The sequence below is a fragment of the Treponema sp. genome, from assembly GCF_024696245.1.
Lineage (GTDB): Bacteria > Spirochaetota > Spirochaetia > Treponematales > Treponemataceae > Treponema_D.
On sequence record NZ_JAILGZ010000008.1, the window covers coordinates 1 to 17,737 of the forward strand.

Sequence of the window (17,737 nt, forward strand, 5' to 3'; positions counted from 1 at the left end):
TCCAACTGTTTAAGTGTAATTTCCGGTAAAAATCTTTTTAATACATGCTTTGCAGTACAGGGAGAGTTTAACAGCAAACTTTCTGTTCTTGTTGATATAGAAGGTTTAAGGTGTGAATTCTCTGCAGATAAAAGTAAAAAGTATACCCTTAGTTATGATTTTACCCAGATGCCTGTAGACGAAGACGGAGAAAAACTTCACTGGACTGTTAGTGTTCATAATAAAAAATACATTATTGATATTGATATTTACTGTCTCCAGTCTGACATGTCCATCCGGGAATATGAATGTCCGGAAGGCGGCCGTAAACTCTTAAAGGTTTTAAGCGGTGCCAGCGGATATGGTGAGTTAAAGATATTTAAGTCCAAAAAGAAGAATATTGAACTTATAGAACAGGTTAAAATATCCAACTGTATCTGTGAATACGGAAATATAGAACTTCCAGAACTGTAAAAAAAAAATTTGTCATCTGCCTCCGGATTTGAGTATTTTATAAGTGACAGGTAAAATAAAATCCTGCCGGAGGTTAGTTATGGATTATGAACAGATGACTCTTAAACTTCAGGATGGACTTCAGGAAGCCGGCACTCTTGCCCGGCAGAAAGACCACGCAGAAATATCCAATGCCCATCTTCTTCATGCATTTTTGTCCCAGAATGACGGAATAATTCCTCCTCTCCTTGAACGTATAGGTCTTAATCCTTCCCAGCTTTTGTCAGAAGTTGACGGCCTGCTTAACAACTATCCTGTTGTAAAAGGCATGACAAATATTACTTTATCTTCTGCTGCTCAGAAAGCATTTGCAAAGGCAGAGGGAGAAATGGCTTTCTTTAAGGATCAGTATCTTTCTGTTGAACATGTTTTTCTTGCCATGACAGAATGTTCTGATGACGTAGCATCACTTCTTAATAAAAAGGGTATTAAAAGAAATGTTCTTCTTGATGCCTTAAAAGCTGTCCGGGGAAATCAGTCCATTGATTCTCAGGACCCGGAAAGCAAAATGCGTACTCTGGAAAAATATTGTATTGATCTTACAGCAAGGGCCAGACAGGATAAAATAGATCCGGTTATTGGCCGTGATGAAGAAATCCGCCGTGTAATGCAGGTTCTTTGCCGCCGCACAAAAAATAATCCTGTACTGGTTGGAGAACCAGGTGTTGGTAAAACTGCAATTGTTGAAGGTCTTGCCAGAAGAATTGCTTCATCTGATGTTCCTGACAGTCTTAAGGATAAGAGGCTTTTAAGTCTTGATATGGGAGCTCTTGTTGCAGGTGCAAAATTCCGTGGAGAATTTGAAGAGCGCTTTAAGGGTGTAATTAATGAAGTTTCAAAATCTGATGGAAGAATAATTCTCTTTATTGATGAACTTCACACTATAGTAGGTGCTGGAGCTGCAGAAGGAAGCATGGATGCCGGCAATCTTTTAAAGCCTGCTCTTGCCAGGGGAGACATGCACGTTATTGGTGCAACAACCTTAAACGAATACCGCAAGTATATAGAAAAGGATGCTGCCCTTGAGAGAAGGTTTCAGCAGGTATTCTGTGCAGAACCTTCCGTAGAAGATGCAATTGCAATTTTAAGGGGCTTAAGGGAAAAGTATGAGATTCACCATGGTGTAAAAATCAATGATGAAGCTCTTGTTAGTGCAGCAGTGCTTTCCAACCGTTATATTACAACCCGTTTTCTTCCTGATAAGGCAATTGATCTTGTTGATGAAGCTGCCAGCCGCCTTAAGATGGAAATAGAAAGTCAGCCTGTAGAACTTGATCAGATTGAACGTAAGATTCTTCAGTTGGCAATAGAAAAGCAGTCCCTTTCCAAGGAAGATGACAATGCCAGTAAGGAAAGACTGAATAAGCTGGAAAAAGAATTGTCAGAACTTCAGTCTACTCATGATTCCATGAAACTTCAGTGGCAGAATGAAAAGTCCCTTATTGAAGGAAGCCGCAAGCTTAAGGAAGAACTTGAAAAGGCTCGTTTTGAAATGGAAAAATTTACCAGGGAAGGCAAACTGGAAAAGGCTGCAGAATACAAGTATTCAATTATACCAGATCTCGAAGTCCGGCTTTCTGAATCTCAGTCAGAAGATAAAAATACAGACCAGAATATAAGTGAAGAAAGAAAAAGTCTTCTTAAAAAAGAAGTTACGGAAGAAGATATAGCCAGGGTTGTTTCCAGCTGGACAGGTATTCCTCTTGCAAAAATGATGACAGGAGAAAAGCAGAAGTATATGCAGCTGGAAGAAGAGCTTCACAAGAGGGTTATAGGTCAGAACCAGGCAGTTCAAGTTGTTTCTGATGCAATCCGCCGTAACAGGGCAGGCTTAAGTGATCCAAACCGTCCTTTGGGAAGTTTTCTATTTCTTGGTTCTACAGGTGTTGGAAAAACAGAACTTGCAAAAACTCTGGCAGATTTTCTCTTTAACGACGAAAAATCTTTAACCCGTATAGACATGAGTGAATATATGGAAAAGTTTTCCGTTACCCGTCTTATTGGTGCTCCTCCAGGATATGTTGGTTATGATGAAGGCGGCCAGCTCACAGAAGCAGTACGTCGCCGTCCATACAGTGTTGTTCTTTTTGATGAAATAGAAAAAGCTCATCCTGACGTATTTAATGTCCTTCTTCAGGTTCTTGATGACGGAAGGCTTACAGACGGTCAGGGCAGGCTTGTTGATTTTAAGAATACAATCATTATTATGACCAGTAACCTGGGCTCTCAGATGATACTGGAAGAAACTCAGAAGGGTAGTTCTCAGGAAAAAATAAATGAAGAACTTGATACTCTTCTTAAACAGACTTTCCGTCCTGAATTCCTTAACCGTATCGATGAGACTGTAATGTTTAAGCCTCTGGACAGGGCAGCTGTTAACAAAATAGTATCCCTGCAGCTTGATCGTCTTGCAAAGAGACTTGAAGAAAAGCGCCTGACCCTTAAATACGATGAAAGTGTATGCGATTTTATTTCAAGTCATGGTTATGACATTGCATTTGGTGCAAGACCTGTAAAGAGGGCAGTGCAGACTTATGTAGAAAATCCTCTTGCAAAAGAAATCCTTTCCTTTAAGTTTGAAGAAGGTTCTTCAATTAAAATTAATGTAGAAGGGGATAGACTTTCTTTTACAAGTGTTTAAAATACAGTCATGGTTTTTAAATTAAGGCTTGAGAAAAATATTTTTATGACTGCTGTACTTTTTCTTTTAAGTACGGCAGTCCCTTTGCGGGCTGCAGGTTTTTCTGCCGGCATATCTGCCGGTGCAATATCCTTTAACAGTGATGCCCTTGATTCAAATATTATTGATGACAGGGTTGATTTATTTTCAGCGGGTATTAATTTTAAAAAAGAAACTATTCCCCTTTGTTTTTTTGCAGACTGTCTTCTGGATTTTTCAAAAGATGGCAGTGACATTTTATCAGCAGCAGAATTTTCCTTTGATTATTACATAGCAAGTCCTGTTTTTTCCGGAACATACCTGCATTATTTTTATGGACCTGAATTTGCTGCAGGCTTTTATGGCACTTATTTTGCAGATGCAGGTTTTTGTGGAGGTTTAAGCTGCTTTACTTCTTATAACGTGGAAGTATTTATTAAAGCCAGTGTCAGGGCCGGTCTTGAATTTACAAACTGCAATCCTTCCCTTAATCTTGCCATTCCTGTAAAAGGCGGAATCAAGTATTATTTTTAACGGGCAGGATTTCTACTTTTGCTTGTGATTTAGCTTATTCTGTTTTATAATTTAGAGCAGGTTTAAAAATGGCAGAATCAAATATTCACAAGATTAAAATAGAAGAAATTGCAGAAATTGAGAATGAACTCAGGGAAATTCACGATGTTGACGTTCTCCTGGAAAATATTCTTACTTATGCCCGTAAAATTGTAAACGCAGATGCAGGTTCCATTTATGAATATGATTCTAAGGAAAATCTTCTTAAGATCCGCTACAGTCAGAATGATACCTTACAGTCTAAACTTGCACCGGGAGAAAAGCTTCCTTTTTCTTCCTATAAGATGATTCCTACAACTCAGTCAATTTCCGGTTATTGTGCCCTGTCTAAAAAAATCGTAAATATTGCTGATGTATATAACCTTGAAGAATTTATAATTGATGCTTCCGGTCAGAAAACCAGGCGTCCATTTGAGTTTAACTCTGCTTCTGATAATTCCAGCGGTTACCACACCAAATCCATGCTTACAATTCCCCTTCTGATGACAAACGGAAGAATTCTTGGAGTTCTTCAGATTATTAATGCTCAGGATGAAGCCAGTAATGTAATTCCTTTTGATACAGATGATGAATATTATATCAGCCAGTTTGCAAATAAATTAGGTTCAATTTATGAATATGCCTATCTTACCCGTATGAATATTGACCGTCTTGTAAAGATGGCAGGATTCAGGGATCCAAGAGAGACTGGTGCCCATGTAGAAAGGGTTTCTTCTTTTGCAATAGAAATTTATGACCGTTATGCAGCCAATAAGCAGATTCCTGAAGGAGAAGTAAAGAAATTCAGGGATAACCTTAGAATGGCCGCCCGCTGTCATGATGTAGGTAAAGTTGCAGTTCCTGATGAAATCTTAAAAAAAGAAGGCCGCCTTACTGATGATGAATATGACATAATGAAGGGACATACTTGTGTTGGTGCCCAAATATTTACTCCCGTAGAAAACGATGTAGACCGTATGGTAAGGGATGTATGTCTTCATCATCATGACCGCTGGGATGGAGGCAGCAGGGGATATCCAGGTAATTTTAACTACATGGATTATATTCCTGAAACAAAAATGCCTCATGTAATTGACCAGGAACTCAGGGGGACAGACATTCCGCTTGCAGCCAGAATAGTTTCTCTTGCAGATGTTTATGACGCCCTCCGTCATAAAAGATGTTATAAGGATGAATGGACTGCAGAAGATACTGTGCAGGAAATAAGGAATCAGTCAGGAAAACAGTTTGACCCTGAACTTGTAGAAGCCTTTATGCAGATAAGAAACCGTCTTGAAGACATTAATATGTCAATTGACAGTCTTTAAGGGTTTAATTTTTGTAAAATCCTTTTTCCCAGAGCAGGTTATTAAAGGTTTTAGAAAAGGAAGCCAGATCTTTTTTGCTGAAGGCTGACCAGCCGGCTGCTTTTCTTAAGCCCAGTGCTGCCATCTGCATGCTTAATTCCCTTTCTTCAAGAAGATACTGAATCTTTTTTTGATCAAAAAGAGTGCCTCTGTCATTAATTACAGAAATATTTTTATCAATAAGTCTTTGTGCCAGGGGAATGTCTTTTGTAACTGCAATGTCGTTTTCCAAAATATTTTCTACTATGTAATCATCAGCAGCATTTTTTCTTTCCGGACAGAGCTGCATTTTAAATAGAGGACTTTCAATAGAGAAGGGTATATTGTGATTTGCTGCATATATAACTTCTATCTTTAGTTCCAGGGCTTTGTTAAGAATAATTTCCCTTACTTGAACAGGACAGTTGTCTGCATCTACAAAGATTCTGCTTTTATTCATCACTGATTAAAGCCTCGTCAAGACGGTCTAAAAGATTAAGGGCAATTTCCTGTGCCTTAAGATCGTCTTCCGTATTTTCTTTTATGGATTTTTCACAGGAAGCATTGCGTTTTTTTTCTTTATAAAGTTCGTCTACAAGAGTAATTCCTGCAATAATGCTTACCTGAAGGGAATCCATGTTTTTTCCTGCAGATGTAATTGTTCTTGTAATTTCCCTGTAATATTCTACAAGTTTTTTAAGGTAGTCTTCGTCTTCTTTAGCCTGAATTGTAAAGGAACTTCCTAAAAGATTAATCTGGATTTTTCCCATGTGAGCCTCAAAGCTTATTAAAAGATATCAAGATTTGGATCTATGTTTCTGTGAGGGTAGGTGATTGTGTTTTCACCTGAAGTTTGTATTTCTTCTTTTACAGAAGGTGCAACAGGAATTGATATTTCTGAAGTTTCAGAAAGCTCTTCTTCTTCAGTATTAATTGTTTCTTCCTGAATAAAGTTATTTTTAATTGAATCGGCTGCAGTATAAGTAAGATTAGATTCTGCAGCATCAGAATCAGCTGAATCTGAAAGAATTGAATTCTCTACTGAATCCAGCTGATTCATTGCATTAAGAATACCCTGCTCGATCTGATTATGCTGGGTTTCAAGGTTAGAAATCTGCTCCGTTTTTTCGGTTAACGCTTTTGTAAGCTCTGCGCATTTGCTACGTAAAGCATCGTTATCCGAAGTCAGCCGTGAAACTTCAGCTCTTAAAGAAGAGATCTTTTCTACGGCGGTTTCTACCTTTTCCTGAAGCAAAAGAATCTGATCGAGTGACAGCATTTACTTAAGCCTTTACAGCGTTTTTAGCAACTTCTACAACTGCCTTGAAAGCTGCAGGATCTTCAATAGCCATGTTGCTCAAAGCCTTGCGGTTAAGAGTAACTCCAGCCTTAAGAAGTCCGTTAATGAAGCGGCTGTATGAAAGACCTTCTTCACGTACAGCTGCACTGATACGTGCAATCCAAAGCTTGCGGTAATCACGCTTCTTGTTGCGGCGTCCTGAATATGCATGATCAAGGGCCTTAACTACAGCGTCTTTAGCTGCTTTATAGTTTGATTTTCTGTCGCCATAGAAGCCTTTAGCAAGCTTCAAAATCTTTGCACGGCGATTCTTACGTTTTGTTCCATCTACTGCTCTAGACATTTCTTACTCCTGTAAATCAACCGTACGGAAGCATCTGCTTGCGTACTCTCTTTGCTGAATCTTCTGAAAGGATTCCAGCAGCACGAAGGTGCATCTTTCTTTTTGGCGATCTCTTTGTCAAAATATGACGAAGATTCATTTTCTTGTACTTTACTTTACCTGTACCTGTTAAAGAGTAGCGTTTTGCAGCTGACTTCTTTGTCTTCATCTTAGGCATTTTTCTACCTCAATAGATTTATTCCGGCTGCTTTTCAGAATCATTATCTTCTGATTTCGGCTCAGCAGCCTGTGCCGCAGGTTTCTTAGGCTTTGTAACCTTAGAACCCAGTGTCATCGACATAAAACGTCCTTCCATAGCGGCAGGCTTTTCGATGGCATAAGATCCTTCTACAAGGCGCTTTTCAACCTCTTTCAGGACATCAAATCCCAATTCAGTGTGAGCAAGTTCACGTCCGCGGAAACGGATAGTTACTTTTACTTTGTCACCTTCATTAAGGAATTCCTGAACATGCTTAGCTTTGGTATCAAGGTCGCCTGAACCGATTTTTGGCTGCATGCGAATCTCCTTGATTTTTAATACCTTCTGGTTTTTCTTGGAGTCACGAAGCTTTTTCTCCTGTTCAAACCGGTATTTTCCGAAGTCAAGTATCTTACAAACTGGTGGATTTGCGTTTGGCGAAACTTCTACAAGGTCAAGGTCCCGCTCCTTTGCCATTCTGAGGGCTTCTATTGTAGGGACAATTCCCTTCTGTTCACCTTCATCATCAATGAGTCTGATCTCACGTACGCGGATTTGTTCATTCACGCGCATTCCCTTATTGTCTGCCAACACTCCTCCTTTGAGCTTTTAGCTCGAGTATGTAAAATACTCAAATAGCATAGAAGATATTTTATCAAATTATTTGCCTGTATGTCTAGTGGAAATCCCTTCTGCCGCCTTACAATTCAGGGGATTTATCGGGGTTTTTCTCACGTAAAAGTACTGCAGTTAAAATCCCGGCTGCAAAGAGTAAAATGGTAAAAATTGTGTAAACTCCTGCTGCTTTATTAAAGAACCAGAGGGCCTGAACTACAGATACAAGGCTTATAAGAATGACAGCTGCAATTGAAAATGCTGCTGTTCTGGCAATATCCTTAGAATTATTAGTGAAAGTAGAAGCTGCTTTTTCTAAGAGTGCACCTGCTCCCAGGTAAGAAGATGCGATAAGGGCAGGTAAACAGATAAGAAGGAAGAAAGAGCCTTTTTCCTGATTTCCTATTACAAAATAAGAGCAGCAGATTTCTTCAAAAGAAAGGGCAAGGGGAACAAAGCTTTTTGCCCTGAAATCCAGTGAATCCCTGGAAATAAAGAAATATGCAAGACAGATAATAAGGACTGGCAGCAGGTTGTATCTTGTGTTAAGCATGGCTATGTAGGCTGCCGGAGAATCTGTAATTTTTTCGTTAAGAGTAACTATGAATTTAATAATGATGGTATAGGCTGTTGCAGAAAAAATTCCTGCAGTTACCGGAATAATGTAAGAGACAGGGGATCTTTTCCTGTCAGAAAAAATATACCATAAAACGGTGGCTGGAACAGCCAGAAAAAGAAATGCATGCATGAACAGGAGTGTAGCATTAATTACCTGCTTTTACAATATTGACTCTGACTGTAAAAAAAAAGCCGGAACTTCTTTATTATGGAAGCTCCGGCCTTTACTGCTGATACTTTAATTAAGAATTAAAGCAGCTTTTTATTTTAGTCCTGTGCATGACCTGCAGAACCAAGAACGTCAACACATTTGTGCATGTACATCTTCTTAAGTTCTTCACGTGCAGGCTTAAGGTATTCGCGTGGATCGAATGCACCTGGGTTTTCTGCCATGAACTTGCGGATTGCAGCTGTCATAGCAAGACGTCCGTCAGAGTCAATGTTGATTTTGCAAACTGCACTCTTAGAAGCCTTGCGGAGCTGTTCTTCAGGAATACCAACAGAATCAGGGATTTTTCCACCGTACTGTTCGATAATCTTTACATATTCTACAGGAACTGAAGAAGATCCGTGGAGTACGATTGGGAATCCTGGAAGCTGTTTTTCAATTTCTTCAAGAACGTTGAATGCAAGTGGCGGTGGAACAAGGATACCGTCAGCTGTGCGTGTACACTGTTCTGGAGTGAACTTACAGCGTCCGTGTGATGTACCGATTGAAATTGCAAGGGAATCACATCCAGTCTTTGAAGTAAAGTCTACAACTTCTTCTGGTTTTGTATATTTAGATTCTTCTGCAGCAACATCGTCTTCAACACCACCAAGAACACCAAGTTCAGCTTCTACTGTAACATCGTATTTGTGTGCATATTCAACAACCTGCTTTGTGAGGGCTACGTTTTCATCGTAAGGAAGGGCAGAACCGTCGATCATTACAGAAGAGAAACCGTTGTCGATACAGTCTTTTGCAACTTCAAAGTTTGGACCGTGATCAAGGTGAAGAACGATAGGAATATCACATCCCAGTTCGTGTGCGTATTCTACAGCACCGCGGGCCATGTTGCGGAGGATGTACTTGTCTGCATAAGCACGTGCACCCTTAGATACCTGAAGGATAACTGGTGATTTTGCTTCTACACAGGCCTGAATGATTGCCTACATCTGTTCCATGTTGTTGAAGTTGAATGCTGGAATTGCATACTTTCCTTTCATAGCAGCTTCAAACATGTGTTTTGTGTTTACTAAACCGATGTCTTTGTAACTGAACATAAATATCTCCTGATTAGAAATTCATTACAGTGATGATAGTTTATTTAAGGGTGAAATGCAAGAACTGAGGACTTTATGAGATTTTGTTTTATTTATATTGAATTTTTCATTTCGTTTGACAAAGAGCCCTTACCTAAATATAATAATTTTTAACAGTCTTTACTAATTAGTAAATATTTAATTATGTTAAAGATTGAATAATAATCATACGATATGTAAATAAGGTGTTTTCTGTATTTTTCGGAGAACAATTCATTTCAAGGAGATATGAATGAAAAAGGGCGTAGTTCTTTTAGGTGGCCTGATTCTTGGACTTGCATTCTGTGTTCCTGCAGTTGCTCAGCCAAGTGCAAGGGCAGTAGAGACAATTGTTATCGATAACTTCGATACAGATCAGGACTGGTCATGGGATGTACAGGCAAGTCGTTTTGTAACGGAAAATTACCCTGTTATAAAGAAGTTTGCTGGAATTCCAAATTCACTTCGTCCTTATCATAAAGACAGTGATCCTGAAGCTCAGGTTCTTGGTGTTAAAGTAAAGTACGACCGTAAGGGTGATAACTGGTTTGAAGTTTATCCAAAGGCAAATGATGAATCATATGAGATTCCTTTTGTTGGAACTGTAACTCAGATTGACTTCTGGGTATGGGGTGCAAATTACAGCTATAATCTTGAACTTCTTGTTCGTGATGCAGACGGCCGTGTTCATACACTTAAGGCTGGTTCACTTGCTTTCCAGGGATGGAGAAACGTTGTAGTTAATATTCCTGGTTACATCAAGCAGCACTCACGCATCCGCTCAGGAAGAACTGATCTTTCTTTTGTTGGTTTCAGAATCCGCTCAGATGCTGATGAAGCAGTTGATGACTATGTTATTTATTTTGACCAGCTCAAGTACACAACAAATACATTGTCTAATGTATATGATGGATACGAGCTCAGAAATGCAGATTTCGGTGATTCTTCTGAATCAGCATCCGGTTCTTCTTCCAGCGCTGGAAATGCAAAATAATTAAAGGCGGTATAAGTAGATGAAAAAGATTATTATAGCTTTAATGGCTTTGTCATTAGTTTCAGGCTTTGGATTTGCACAGTCTGACAGTAAGGGAAGTACAAGCCTTTCTGATCCTGATGCTTCAAATATCGGTAACGACAGTGCACGCCAGGCCTTAAGGGAAGTTAGTGTTGAGCGTTTTGAACGTGAAGGTTCATGGAATGTTCATATGTCACCTGACTACGGTGTAATCAATGGTCGTCTTTTTGAAGGAAGCCCTCTTGCAAAAGAGCCTCTTAATGATGCAGACAACCAGGAAATGGAAGATTCAAGGGTTTTAGGCGTTAAAGTTGAATTCTTTAAGCGCGGTATTAACTCTTTCTATATTATGTCAGCACGCCCAATTCCTATTGAAGGTGTAACAAAGACAGTTTCTGTATGGGTTTGTGGACGTAACATGGGACATCAGCTCTGGCTTCTTGTTCAGGATTATAACGGAAACAGCTTTGAAATCTGGATGGGTTCCCTTGAATTCAGCGGATGGAAAAAGCTTACAACAGCTATTCCACCTAGTCCTGATAACGAACATGGAATTATTCAGCAGAGTGTATATCATGGAGACAAACCAGGTCTTCGCATTGTAGGTTTCAGAGTTGACTGTAACCCAATGGAAGCAAAAGGTGCTTACTATGTATACTTCGATGATCTTCGTGCTGTAACAGACCTTTATGATCTTGAAAACAAAGACGAAGATGATATGATGGATGCGTGGTAATCCTAAAATAGAAATCTGAATTAATTTTAGATAGAAGACTGCCTTTAATAACAGTTAGGTGTTGTTTGAGGCAGTTTTTTTTATTTTAAAGGCATAATTCTGGATTAAGGTGAGAAAACATGTGAGCCTATTAGCCTGGTCAGTATTGGGCCCCACGTGGGGCAGAGTGGAGTTCAGAACTGGTGGTAAGCAGGGGACAGCACATGGGGAAAAGGGAGTTCAGTGTGGACTTTAGCGGGGAGTTCAGCATGGGGACAGTACGTGGGGAAAAGGGAGTTCAGTGTGAACTTTAGAGCGGAGTTCAGCATGGGGACAGCACGTGGGGAAAATGGAGTTCAGTGTGAACTTTAGTGTGGAGTTCAGCATGGGGAATAAAGAATCTGTCTGCCTTTTTTGTCTTTTCTGTAGATAATTTCTTTTTTTTCAAGCAGCCATATAAAGTTTCTTAAATACCTGTCAGTTACAGAAAAACCATTTTCTTTAAGATAAAGGGAAAATTCCTTAATGGTAAAATCTTTACTTGAGAAATTTAATAAAAGTTTGAGGTAGTCTTTTTTATTCTTTAAAATGAGCCTTTTACCGGTGTCTTCCAGACGCTTTCCTGTTTTTAAATAATTTTTAAGGAAACGCCTCTTTTTATTTACAGACTGGACCAGTTCTTCTGTCTGTAATCTTTCTTCCGTAATGGTGCAGGGAAGAAGATGTATAGTTAAATTTTTGTGAAGAATGTATTCCTGTATGGATGTTAATTCCCTGAAACATGTATAGTAGTTTTTTTTAAGGGGGCTTTTTCTTCTGGAAATAATTTTTGAATTATTATCTTTTGTTTCTATTATTTTGACGGCAGCAAAGGGAAAAACTACAGTTACTTTGTATTTTTTATCCAGAAAAGTTTTAATTTTTGCCTTTAAGTGGGAAAAACTCCCGGTTTGTATCTCTATAATCTCTTTTTTTGGGCATAAAATGTCTGCAATATAACCTTCTGCAGCTACTTCCGTAGTGCCATTGTTTTCAAGTGCATAGATTTTTTTGATTTTTTTATGAAAATCCGACTCATTTAGTGTATTTATCATCATGGGCCCACTAGATATATGGTATACATTTTATGTGTAAAATTTTAAGAAAACATCCATTTTTTAAATTTATCGGCACTTTTTTTAATTGACATTAGGAAAATACTCGTTAGAATGTTGGTAAGTGGGAAAAAGTGGGGAAAAGTGGTGAGTAGTGGCATGGAAATGCTTATTGGTGAGTACAGTAATACACTTGATGAAAAGGGCCGCGTGTCTTTTCCGTCAAAACTTCGCTCTGTTTTAAACCAGGGAGAACTTGTAATTACACAGGGACTCGACCAGTGCCTCATGCTTTTTACTGCGGAAGAATGGCAAAGCCTTACCGACAAAATCATGGGTTCTGCTTCTGTATTTGATGAACAGAAACTTATTGTAATGAGACATTTCATTGCACCGGCCCAGCGCCTGGAATTTGATAAGTCAGGTCGTCTTTCCATTCCTCAAAGTCTCAGAGAATATGCTGCGCTTAAATCCGGCTGTGAATGTAAGATTCAGGGAATGATTAAATTCATTGAACTGTGGGATTCATCGGAATATGCAAAGTATAAAACAGAAAATGCTGCTTCTCTTAAAGATGCTGCTGCCAGCATGAGAAACATTATTTTCTAGATTCAATGCGTTTTTTTTGCTGTTTAAGCAGGAATTTTCTGCTGAACATAGACGGAGAAAATGCCGCGGGGAAAGTAAAAAGTGGAAATTGTCCATACACCAGTATTGCTGAATGAATGTCTCAAATATTTGTCACCAGAAGGGGAACCTTTTGAAAATGACGCTTTTATGATTGATTCAACTTTAGGTGAGGGGGGACATTCCTTTAACTTTTTAACTAAGTATCCTGGTCTGAGCATTATGGGCGTTGATGCCGACAGTACGATTCAAGCTCGTGCACGTCAGCGCCTTTCTCCTTTTTCTTCAAGAATGAATTATTACAACGGCTGGTTTAATGATTTTTATGCCGCTTATCCTCTTGAACGTCATCCAGATTTAATTCTTTTTGATCTTGGTATTTCTGTTTTTCATTACGAAAGAAGCGGAAGAGGCTTTTCTTTCAGGCATGATGAAGAACTGGATATGAGGTTAAATCCTTCTGCAGAGGAAAGTGCTGCTGACATAGTTAATAATTATGAAGAAAAAAAACTGGCTGATTTAATTTATCTTTATTCAGATGAAAAATATTCCAGAAGAATAGCTGCTGCAATTGTAGAAGCCCGCCGGGGTGGAAAAATCCTTTCTACAAAGGCTCTGGCAGATATTATTTATCAGGCTGTTCCTGCAAAATACCGTCACGGGAATATTCACCCTGCAACAAGAACTTTTCAGGCTTTAAGGATTCAGGCTAACAGTGAATTAAAAAGACTTGTGTCTGCAATTCACAATGCCTTTAATGTTCTTAAGGTTGGTGGAAAGCTGGGAGTTATTACCTTTCATTCCCTGGAAGACAGAATTGTAAAGAATTACTTCAGGAATCTTGGAAAACAGTGTGTATGTCCCCCTGAAGTTGCTGTCTGCCGCTGTGAAGGTCATCCCTGTGCAGAGATTCTTACAAGAAAGCCTGTAGAACCTGGTGAAGAAGAGATAAAGATGAATTCACCTTCAAGAAGTGCAAAGCTGAGGGTTGTAAGAAAAATCTGTGATGCCGGAAAAGAAAGACTTACAGGAGTGGAAGCATTATGAAAAAAGAGCATGTATTTTTAAAGTGTACGGCTTATGTAATAATGGCCCTTTCTATTCCTTTGCTTCTTCTTATTAATGGAATTCAGGCTAAGAAATACAAGGCCCTGGAAAAAGAGATGGAAGCCGTAAAGGAAAAAACGGTTTTACTTATTGAAGAGAATAAAAAACTGAATACAGATATAAGTGTTCTTGCCTCTTCTGAGAGAATTGAAGATAAGGCAGTTAATGAATATGGCCTTCATAAGGCTAAAACGGAAGAAACTTACCGTATTAATGTTAAAAATGGAGAGGTAGAATAAATGTCAGTAAAAAATGAATGCAGCCTGCTTGAACTTGATGAACTGACACAGGCTGTTAGTGGTATTCATGTATTAGGCAGCGGAAATTTTTACTTTGATTCGGTACAGACGGACAGCCGAGCTGTTGTAAAAAATACTATGTTTGTTCCTTTAATCGGTGAAAACCAGGACGGACATAAATATGTTCCTCAGGCTGTAGAAAGTGGTGCCAGTGTTGTTCTTATTTCCCTTGCTAATTTTGAAAAGGACGGCAGCTTTTTCTCTGATATCAGCCTTAAACATCCAGATGTATTTTTTATTGCTGTAGAAAATACCCTTACTGCCCTTCAGAAGGCTGCAGGCAGATATGTAGAAAAATTCCCTGAACTTATAAAAATTGGTGTAACTGGTTCCAGTGGAAAAACAACTACTAAAGAAATTGCAGCTGCTATTTTAAGGCAGAAATACAATGTAATTACAAACAAGGGTAACCTTAACAGTGAAACAGGTCTGCCTCTTTCTGTATTTACCATCAGAAAAGAGCATGAAGTGGGTATATTTGAAATGGGCATGAACAGGGAAAATGAAATTGGTGAAATTTCAGCTGTTCTTAAAGCCAGATATGGAATTATTACTAATATTGGTACTGCCCATATAGGTTGTCTTGGCAGCCGTGAAAATATTGCCCGGGAAAAGGCTAAGGTTTTTGATCATTTCTATGGTATAGGAACTGCCTTTATTCCTAAGAATGATGATTTTGCTTCTTTCCTTGCTGATCAGGTTGACGGTCATGTTGTTTATTATGGTGATGGCTGTGATGAACATGTAAAGTTTTCTGCTGATCTTGGTCTTGATGGAACAGAATTTTTTATAGACGGAGAAAAGGCTGTCCTTAAGCTTCCTGGCCGTTACAACTACGGTAATGCCCTGGCTGCAGTTGCCCTTGCAAAACATCTTGGTCTTTCTTCTTCTCAGATTGCTGCCGGTATTAATTCCCTGAAAGGAATGTTTGGCAGAAGCGAAGTTATTAAGGGAAAGTACACTGTAATTCAGGACTGTTATAATGCAAATCCTGACTCTATGGAAAAGGCCCTGGATTTTATTTCTTCTGTAAGCTGTAGTGGTAAAAAGATACTTGTTCTTGGTGACATGCTTGAATTAGGTGAAGATTCCCTTAAGGAACATGAAAAAGCTGCAGTTCAGGCTATGGATACAGCTGCTTCCCTTGTTATTTTTGCAGGAAATGAAATGAAGGCTGCCTGTGATAAGGCCTTAGAACTGGAAGCAGAAAAAAAATCAGGAATTAAAATTGAATATGCTGAAGGCTGCAGCATGGATACAATGAAAAAAATAGGGGATATCCTTGCTGCAAATGCCGGCGAAGGAGACATTATTCTTGTTAAGGGTTCTCGCGGTATGGGACTGGAGAGAGTTGTCAAATTAATTTTGGGAGAGGCTTAATGGGCTACACTATACTTCCTGACAGACCTGTGGGAAACTACAGAAAAACAGACTTTTTATTCTTTATTTCTGTAGTTCTTTTATGTGGACTTGGATTTTTTTCTCTTTATATTTGCAGTCCTTTTAAGGGTGAAGCACTTTTTAATGATTCCCTGTATTTTATTAAGAGACAGGGGGTCTGGTTTTTATTTTCTTTTGTAGCCATGGCTGTCATTGCTTTTGTTCCCATGAAGCTGATTAAAAAATTGCTTCCCCTTATGATTGTCAGCACAATTGTACTTTGTATCCTTCCACATTTTGTAGGGGTGGGGCTTAATACAAACGGTGCATCCAGATGGATTTATATACCTGGAATCGGTACTTTTCAGCCTTCGGAAATGGCTAAGTTTACGGTTGTACTTTTTCTGGCAAATCTTTTTAACAAGTATTCCATTGAGGATGATGATGTACAGAAGAACTTTCTTTATCCTCTTTTAGGTCTTGTATTTTTCTGTATGCTTATTTTCCTTCAGAGGGATTTTTCTACCGGAATCTTTATGTTTATCATAGGCTTCTTTATGTTTATAGCCTGTGGTGCAAAGCTCAGGTGGTTTTTACCTCTTTTCCTTCTGGGAATTTTCGCAGTTGTATTTTTTATAACCCTGGAGCCATACAGAATTCGTCGTGTAATTGCATTTATTGATCCTTCAAAGTTTCAGTACAGCTATGGATATCAGCAGATGATGTCTCAGAAGGCTGTTATTGACGGTGGTTTATGGGGGCAGGGGGCAGGTGCTGCTCTTGGCTGGGTTGGTTCAATTCCGGAAGTTCAGACTGACTACATTTTTGCCGGCTGGTCTAATGCAATGGGGTTTGTAGGCATAGCTGCCTATTTTGGAATAATTGTATTTTTCCTCTGGAGAGGTCTTGTAATCAGTATTACTTGTCCTGACCGTTTTGCAGCTTATGGAAGTTTTGGATGTACTGCCATGATTTTTGTTCAGTCCATACTTAACTGCTGTGTTGTTGCCGGTGCTGCTCCAACTACAGGTATTCCCCTTCCTTTCTTTTCATCGGGAGGATCTTCACTGCTATTTTCCATGTGCATGTGCGGATTCATAATGAATGCATCCCATTGTCCGGAACAGGATGAATACGAAAGATTTAGTGAAGTAACGGTTGAAAATGAAAATATGGAAGCTTTTGATTCCCTGGTGGTAGAAAATGAGTGATGTTGCATTTTTAGATTTTGAAGATTTTAATTATGAACCTTATGTTCCTCAGGGGCATAAGGAAAGTGAACAGACAGATAAAAAAGTCTTTGTTTTAAAAGTATTTTCTTTCTCAATTATTGCAGTTCTTTCACTTTATTTTATTCTTGCTAATTTCGTTTTCCCTTGTTTTGAATCACCTCAGATTACCTATACTGGAGCTTCTGCTTCTACTGTAGAAAAAATGAGGTCCATGATAAATCCACCTGCAGAATACAATTATTTTAATTTTGATACTGCCAATGTGGCAAGGACATTAAATTCCCTGTCCTGCATTGAATCTGTAGAGGTAATCAAGCATTTTCCTCATACTGTAGAAATACATGTCAGGGAACGTAAGCCTCTTGCAAAAACTCTTGTTAATTCAAGGGGAAAGACTCTGCCTGTTGCCATTGATAAAAGCGGTGTTCTTTTTATGACAGACAGTATTAATTCCATAATTTCTGATTCCGGAGTTCCTCTTTTAAGTGGACTTCCTGTTGAACAGTTTTATGACGGAATGAAGATTCCTGCTGAGTATAAGGAATTGATGAATGATATTGCAACCATGAGCCTTCTTCCTCAGAATTATTTTGCCGGTATTTCTGAAATTCAGGTTATTCCAAAGGAATATGGCGGCTATGAACTGGCTGTTTATCCTATTCATACAAAAGCAAGGGTGCTTACTGACCGAGCATTGAATGAAGACTCGTTAAAGTATATGATGATAACACTAGAAGTTATTAAAAAGATTGCTCCAGAGGATGTTTTTGAAATTGACATCCGTTATGGTGAAGTCTCTTATAAAAAAAGAGCAGATTGAG

20 protein-coding genes and 1 pseudogene are annotated in these 17,737 nt (G+C 38.8%); 12 read left to right on the forward strand and 9 right to left on the reverse strand.

Annotation, left to right across the window (positions count from 1 at the left end; all coding sequences use genetic code 11):
- The 4 genes from K6D58_RS00660 to K6D58_RS00675 all read left to right on the forward strand — a co-directional run.
- Window positions 1-453: hypothetical protein (locus K6D58_RS00660; RefSeq protein WP_296826511.1), on the forward strand; the 453-nt coding region annotated here is incomplete at its 5' end.
- A gap of 79 nt (window positions 454-532) precedes the next feature.
- Window positions 533-3,133 carry an ATP-dependent chaperone ClpB gene (gene clpB, locus K6D58_RS00665; RefSeq protein ID WP_296826513.1) on the forward strand — a complete coding sequence of 867 codons (2,601 nt, stop codon included), beginning with the start codon at window positions 533-535 and terminating at the stop codon, window positions 3,131-3,133.
- Window positions 3,134-3,178: 45 nt separating this feature from the next.
- Entirely contained in the window at window positions 3,179-3,685 is a 507-nt protein-coding gene (locus K6D58_RS00670) for a hypothetical protein (RefSeq protein WP_296826515.1), read from the forward strand.
- Window positions 3,686-3,753: 68 nt separating this feature from the next.
- On the forward strand, window positions 3,754-5,031 hold the full coding sequence (locus tag K6D58_RS00675) for an HD domain-containing phosphohydrolase (RefSeq protein ID WP_296826517.1): 1,278 nt from the start codon (window positions 3,754-3,756) through the stop codon (window positions 5,029-5,031).
- A gap of 4 nt (window positions 5,032-5,035) precedes the next feature.
- Here the strand turns inward: K6D58_RS00675 and K6D58_RS00680 are convergent, their stop codons facing one another.
- The 8 genes and pseudogenes from K6D58_RS00680 to K6D58_RS00715 form a co-directional block, all read right to left on the reverse strand.
- Window positions 5,036-5,509, reverse strand: coding sequence for a DUF188 domain-containing protein (locus K6D58_RS00680; protein WP_296826520.1), 474 nt, complete (start codon window positions 5,507-5,509; stop codon window positions 5,036-5,038).
- Window positions 5,502-5,819 (reverse strand): cell division protein ZapA, encoded by a 318-nt coding sequence (locus tag K6D58_RS00685; protein WP_296826521.1) that lies wholly within the window; start codon window positions 5,817-5,819, stop codon window positions 5,502-5,504. The genes K6D58_RS00680 and K6D58_RS00685 overlap by 8 nt, the downstream gene beginning before the upstream one ends.
- 17 nt (window positions 5,820-5,836) lie before the next feature.
- Window positions 5,837-6,328 carry a cell division protein ZapB gene (locus tag K6D58_RS00690; protein WP_296826523.1) on the reverse strand — a complete coding sequence of 164 codons (492 nt, stop codon included), beginning with the start codon at window positions 6,326-6,328 and terminating at the stop codon, window positions 5,837-5,839.
- 4 nt (window positions 6,329-6,332) lie between these two features.
- Window positions 6,333-6,692 (reverse strand): 50S ribosomal protein L20, encoded by a 360-nt coding sequence (gene rplT, locus K6D58_RS00695; protein ID WP_296826524.1) that lies wholly within the window; start codon window positions 6,690-6,692, stop codon window positions 6,333-6,335.
- A gap of 16 nt (window positions 6,693-6,708) precedes the next feature.
- Window positions 6,709-6,909: a 50S ribosomal protein L35 gene (gene rpmI, locus K6D58_RS00700; protein ID WP_184651412.1), complete on the reverse strand. Its 201-nt coding sequence runs from the start codon at window positions 6,907-6,909 to the stop codon at window positions 6,709-6,711.
- A gap of 18 nt (window positions 6,910-6,927) precedes the next feature.
- Complete coding sequence (gene infC / locus K6D58_RS00705) at window positions 6,928-7,521, reverse strand: translation initiation factor IF-3 (RefSeq protein ID WP_296826529.1); 594 nt, start codon at window positions 7,519-7,521, stop codon at window positions 6,928-6,930.
- A 109-nt stretch (window positions 7,522-7,630) separates the two neighbouring features.
- Complete coding sequence (locus tag K6D58_RS00710) at window positions 7,631-8,293, reverse strand: hypothetical protein (RefSeq protein ID WP_296826531.1); 663 nt, start codon at window positions 8,291-8,293, stop codon at window positions 7,631-7,633.
- A 137-nt stretch (window positions 8,294-8,430) separates the two neighbouring features.
- Window positions 8,431-9,429 (reverse strand): annotated as a pseudogene (locus K6D58_RS00715) (class II fructose-bisphosphate aldolase).
- Window positions 9,430-9,700: 271 nt separating this feature from the next.
- On the opposite strand from K6D58_RS00715, the gene K6D58_RS00720 reads away from it, so the two are divergent.
- Both K6D58_RS00720 and K6D58_RS00725 read left to right on the forward strand, forming a co-directional pair.
- Window positions 9,701-10,441 carry a flagellar filament outer layer protein FlaA gene (locus tag K6D58_RS00720; RefSeq protein ID WP_296826533.1) on the forward strand — a complete coding sequence of 247 codons (741 nt, stop codon included), beginning with the start codon at window positions 9,701-9,703 and terminating at the stop codon, window positions 10,439-10,441.
- Window positions 10,442-10,460: 19 nt separating this feature from the next.
- A complete protein-coding gene (locus K6D58_RS00725) occupies window positions 10,461-11,198 on the forward strand; it encodes a flagellar filament outer layer protein FlaA (RefSeq protein WP_296826535.1) in 738 nt (245 codons plus the stop codon).
- 359 nt (window positions 11,199-11,557) lie between these two features.
- Here K6D58_RS00725 and K6D58_RS00730 read toward each other — a convergent pair whose 3' ends face one another.
- The gene (locus tag K6D58_RS00730; RefSeq protein ID WP_296826537.1) at window positions 11,558-12,274 is read right to left on the reverse strand and encodes a DUF8091 domain-containing protein; all 717 of its coding nucleotides are present in this window, start codon (window positions 12,272-12,274) and stop codon (window positions 11,558-11,560) included.
- Window positions 12,275-12,430: 156 nt separating this feature from the next.
- On the opposite strand from K6D58_RS00730, the gene mraZ reads away from it, so the two are divergent.
- From mraZ to K6D58_RS00760, 6 genes are all read left to right on the forward strand, one after another.
- The gene (mraZ, locus tag K6D58_RS00735) at window positions 12,431-12,880 is read left to right on the forward strand and encodes a division/cell wall cluster transcriptional repressor MraZ (RefSeq protein WP_296826571.1); all 450 of its coding nucleotides are present in this window, start codon (window positions 12,431-12,433) and stop codon (window positions 12,878-12,880) included.
- An 81-nt stretch (window positions 12,881-12,961) separates the two neighbouring features.
- Window positions 12,962-13,945: a 16S rRNA (cytosine(1402)-N(4))-methyltransferase RsmH gene (gene rsmH, locus K6D58_RS00740; protein WP_296826539.1), complete on the forward strand. Its 984-nt coding sequence runs from the start codon at window positions 12,962-12,964 to the stop codon at window positions 13,943-13,945.
- The gene (locus tag K6D58_RS00745; RefSeq protein WP_296826541.1) at window positions 13,942-14,244 is read left to right on the forward strand and encodes a cell division protein FtsL; all 303 of its coding nucleotides are present in this window, start codon (window positions 13,942-13,944) and stop codon (window positions 14,242-14,244) included. Before rsmH ends, K6D58_RS00745 begins: the two co-directional genes overlap by 4 nt.
- Window positions 14,245-15,684, forward strand: a complete 1,440-nt coding sequence (locus K6D58_RS00750) for a UDP-N-acetylmuramoyl-tripeptide--D-alanyl-D-alanine ligase (protein ID WP_296826543.1) — start codon at window positions 14,245-14,247, stop codon at window positions 15,682-15,684.
- Complete coding sequence (locus tag K6D58_RS00755; protein WP_296826545.1) at window positions 15,684-16,895, forward strand: FtsW/RodA/SpoVE family cell cycle protein; 1,212 nt, start codon at window positions 15,684-15,686, stop codon at window positions 16,893-16,895. Before K6D58_RS00750 ends, K6D58_RS00755 begins: the two co-directional genes overlap by 1 nt.
- Window positions 16,888-17,736, forward strand: coding sequence for a cell division protein FtsQ/DivIB (locus K6D58_RS00760; protein WP_296826547.1), 849 nt, complete (start codon window positions 16,888-16,890; stop codon window positions 17,734-17,736). The genes K6D58_RS00755 and K6D58_RS00760 overlap by 8 nt, the downstream gene beginning before the upstream one ends.
- The last annotated feature ends 1 nt before the right edge of the window (window position 17,737 follow it).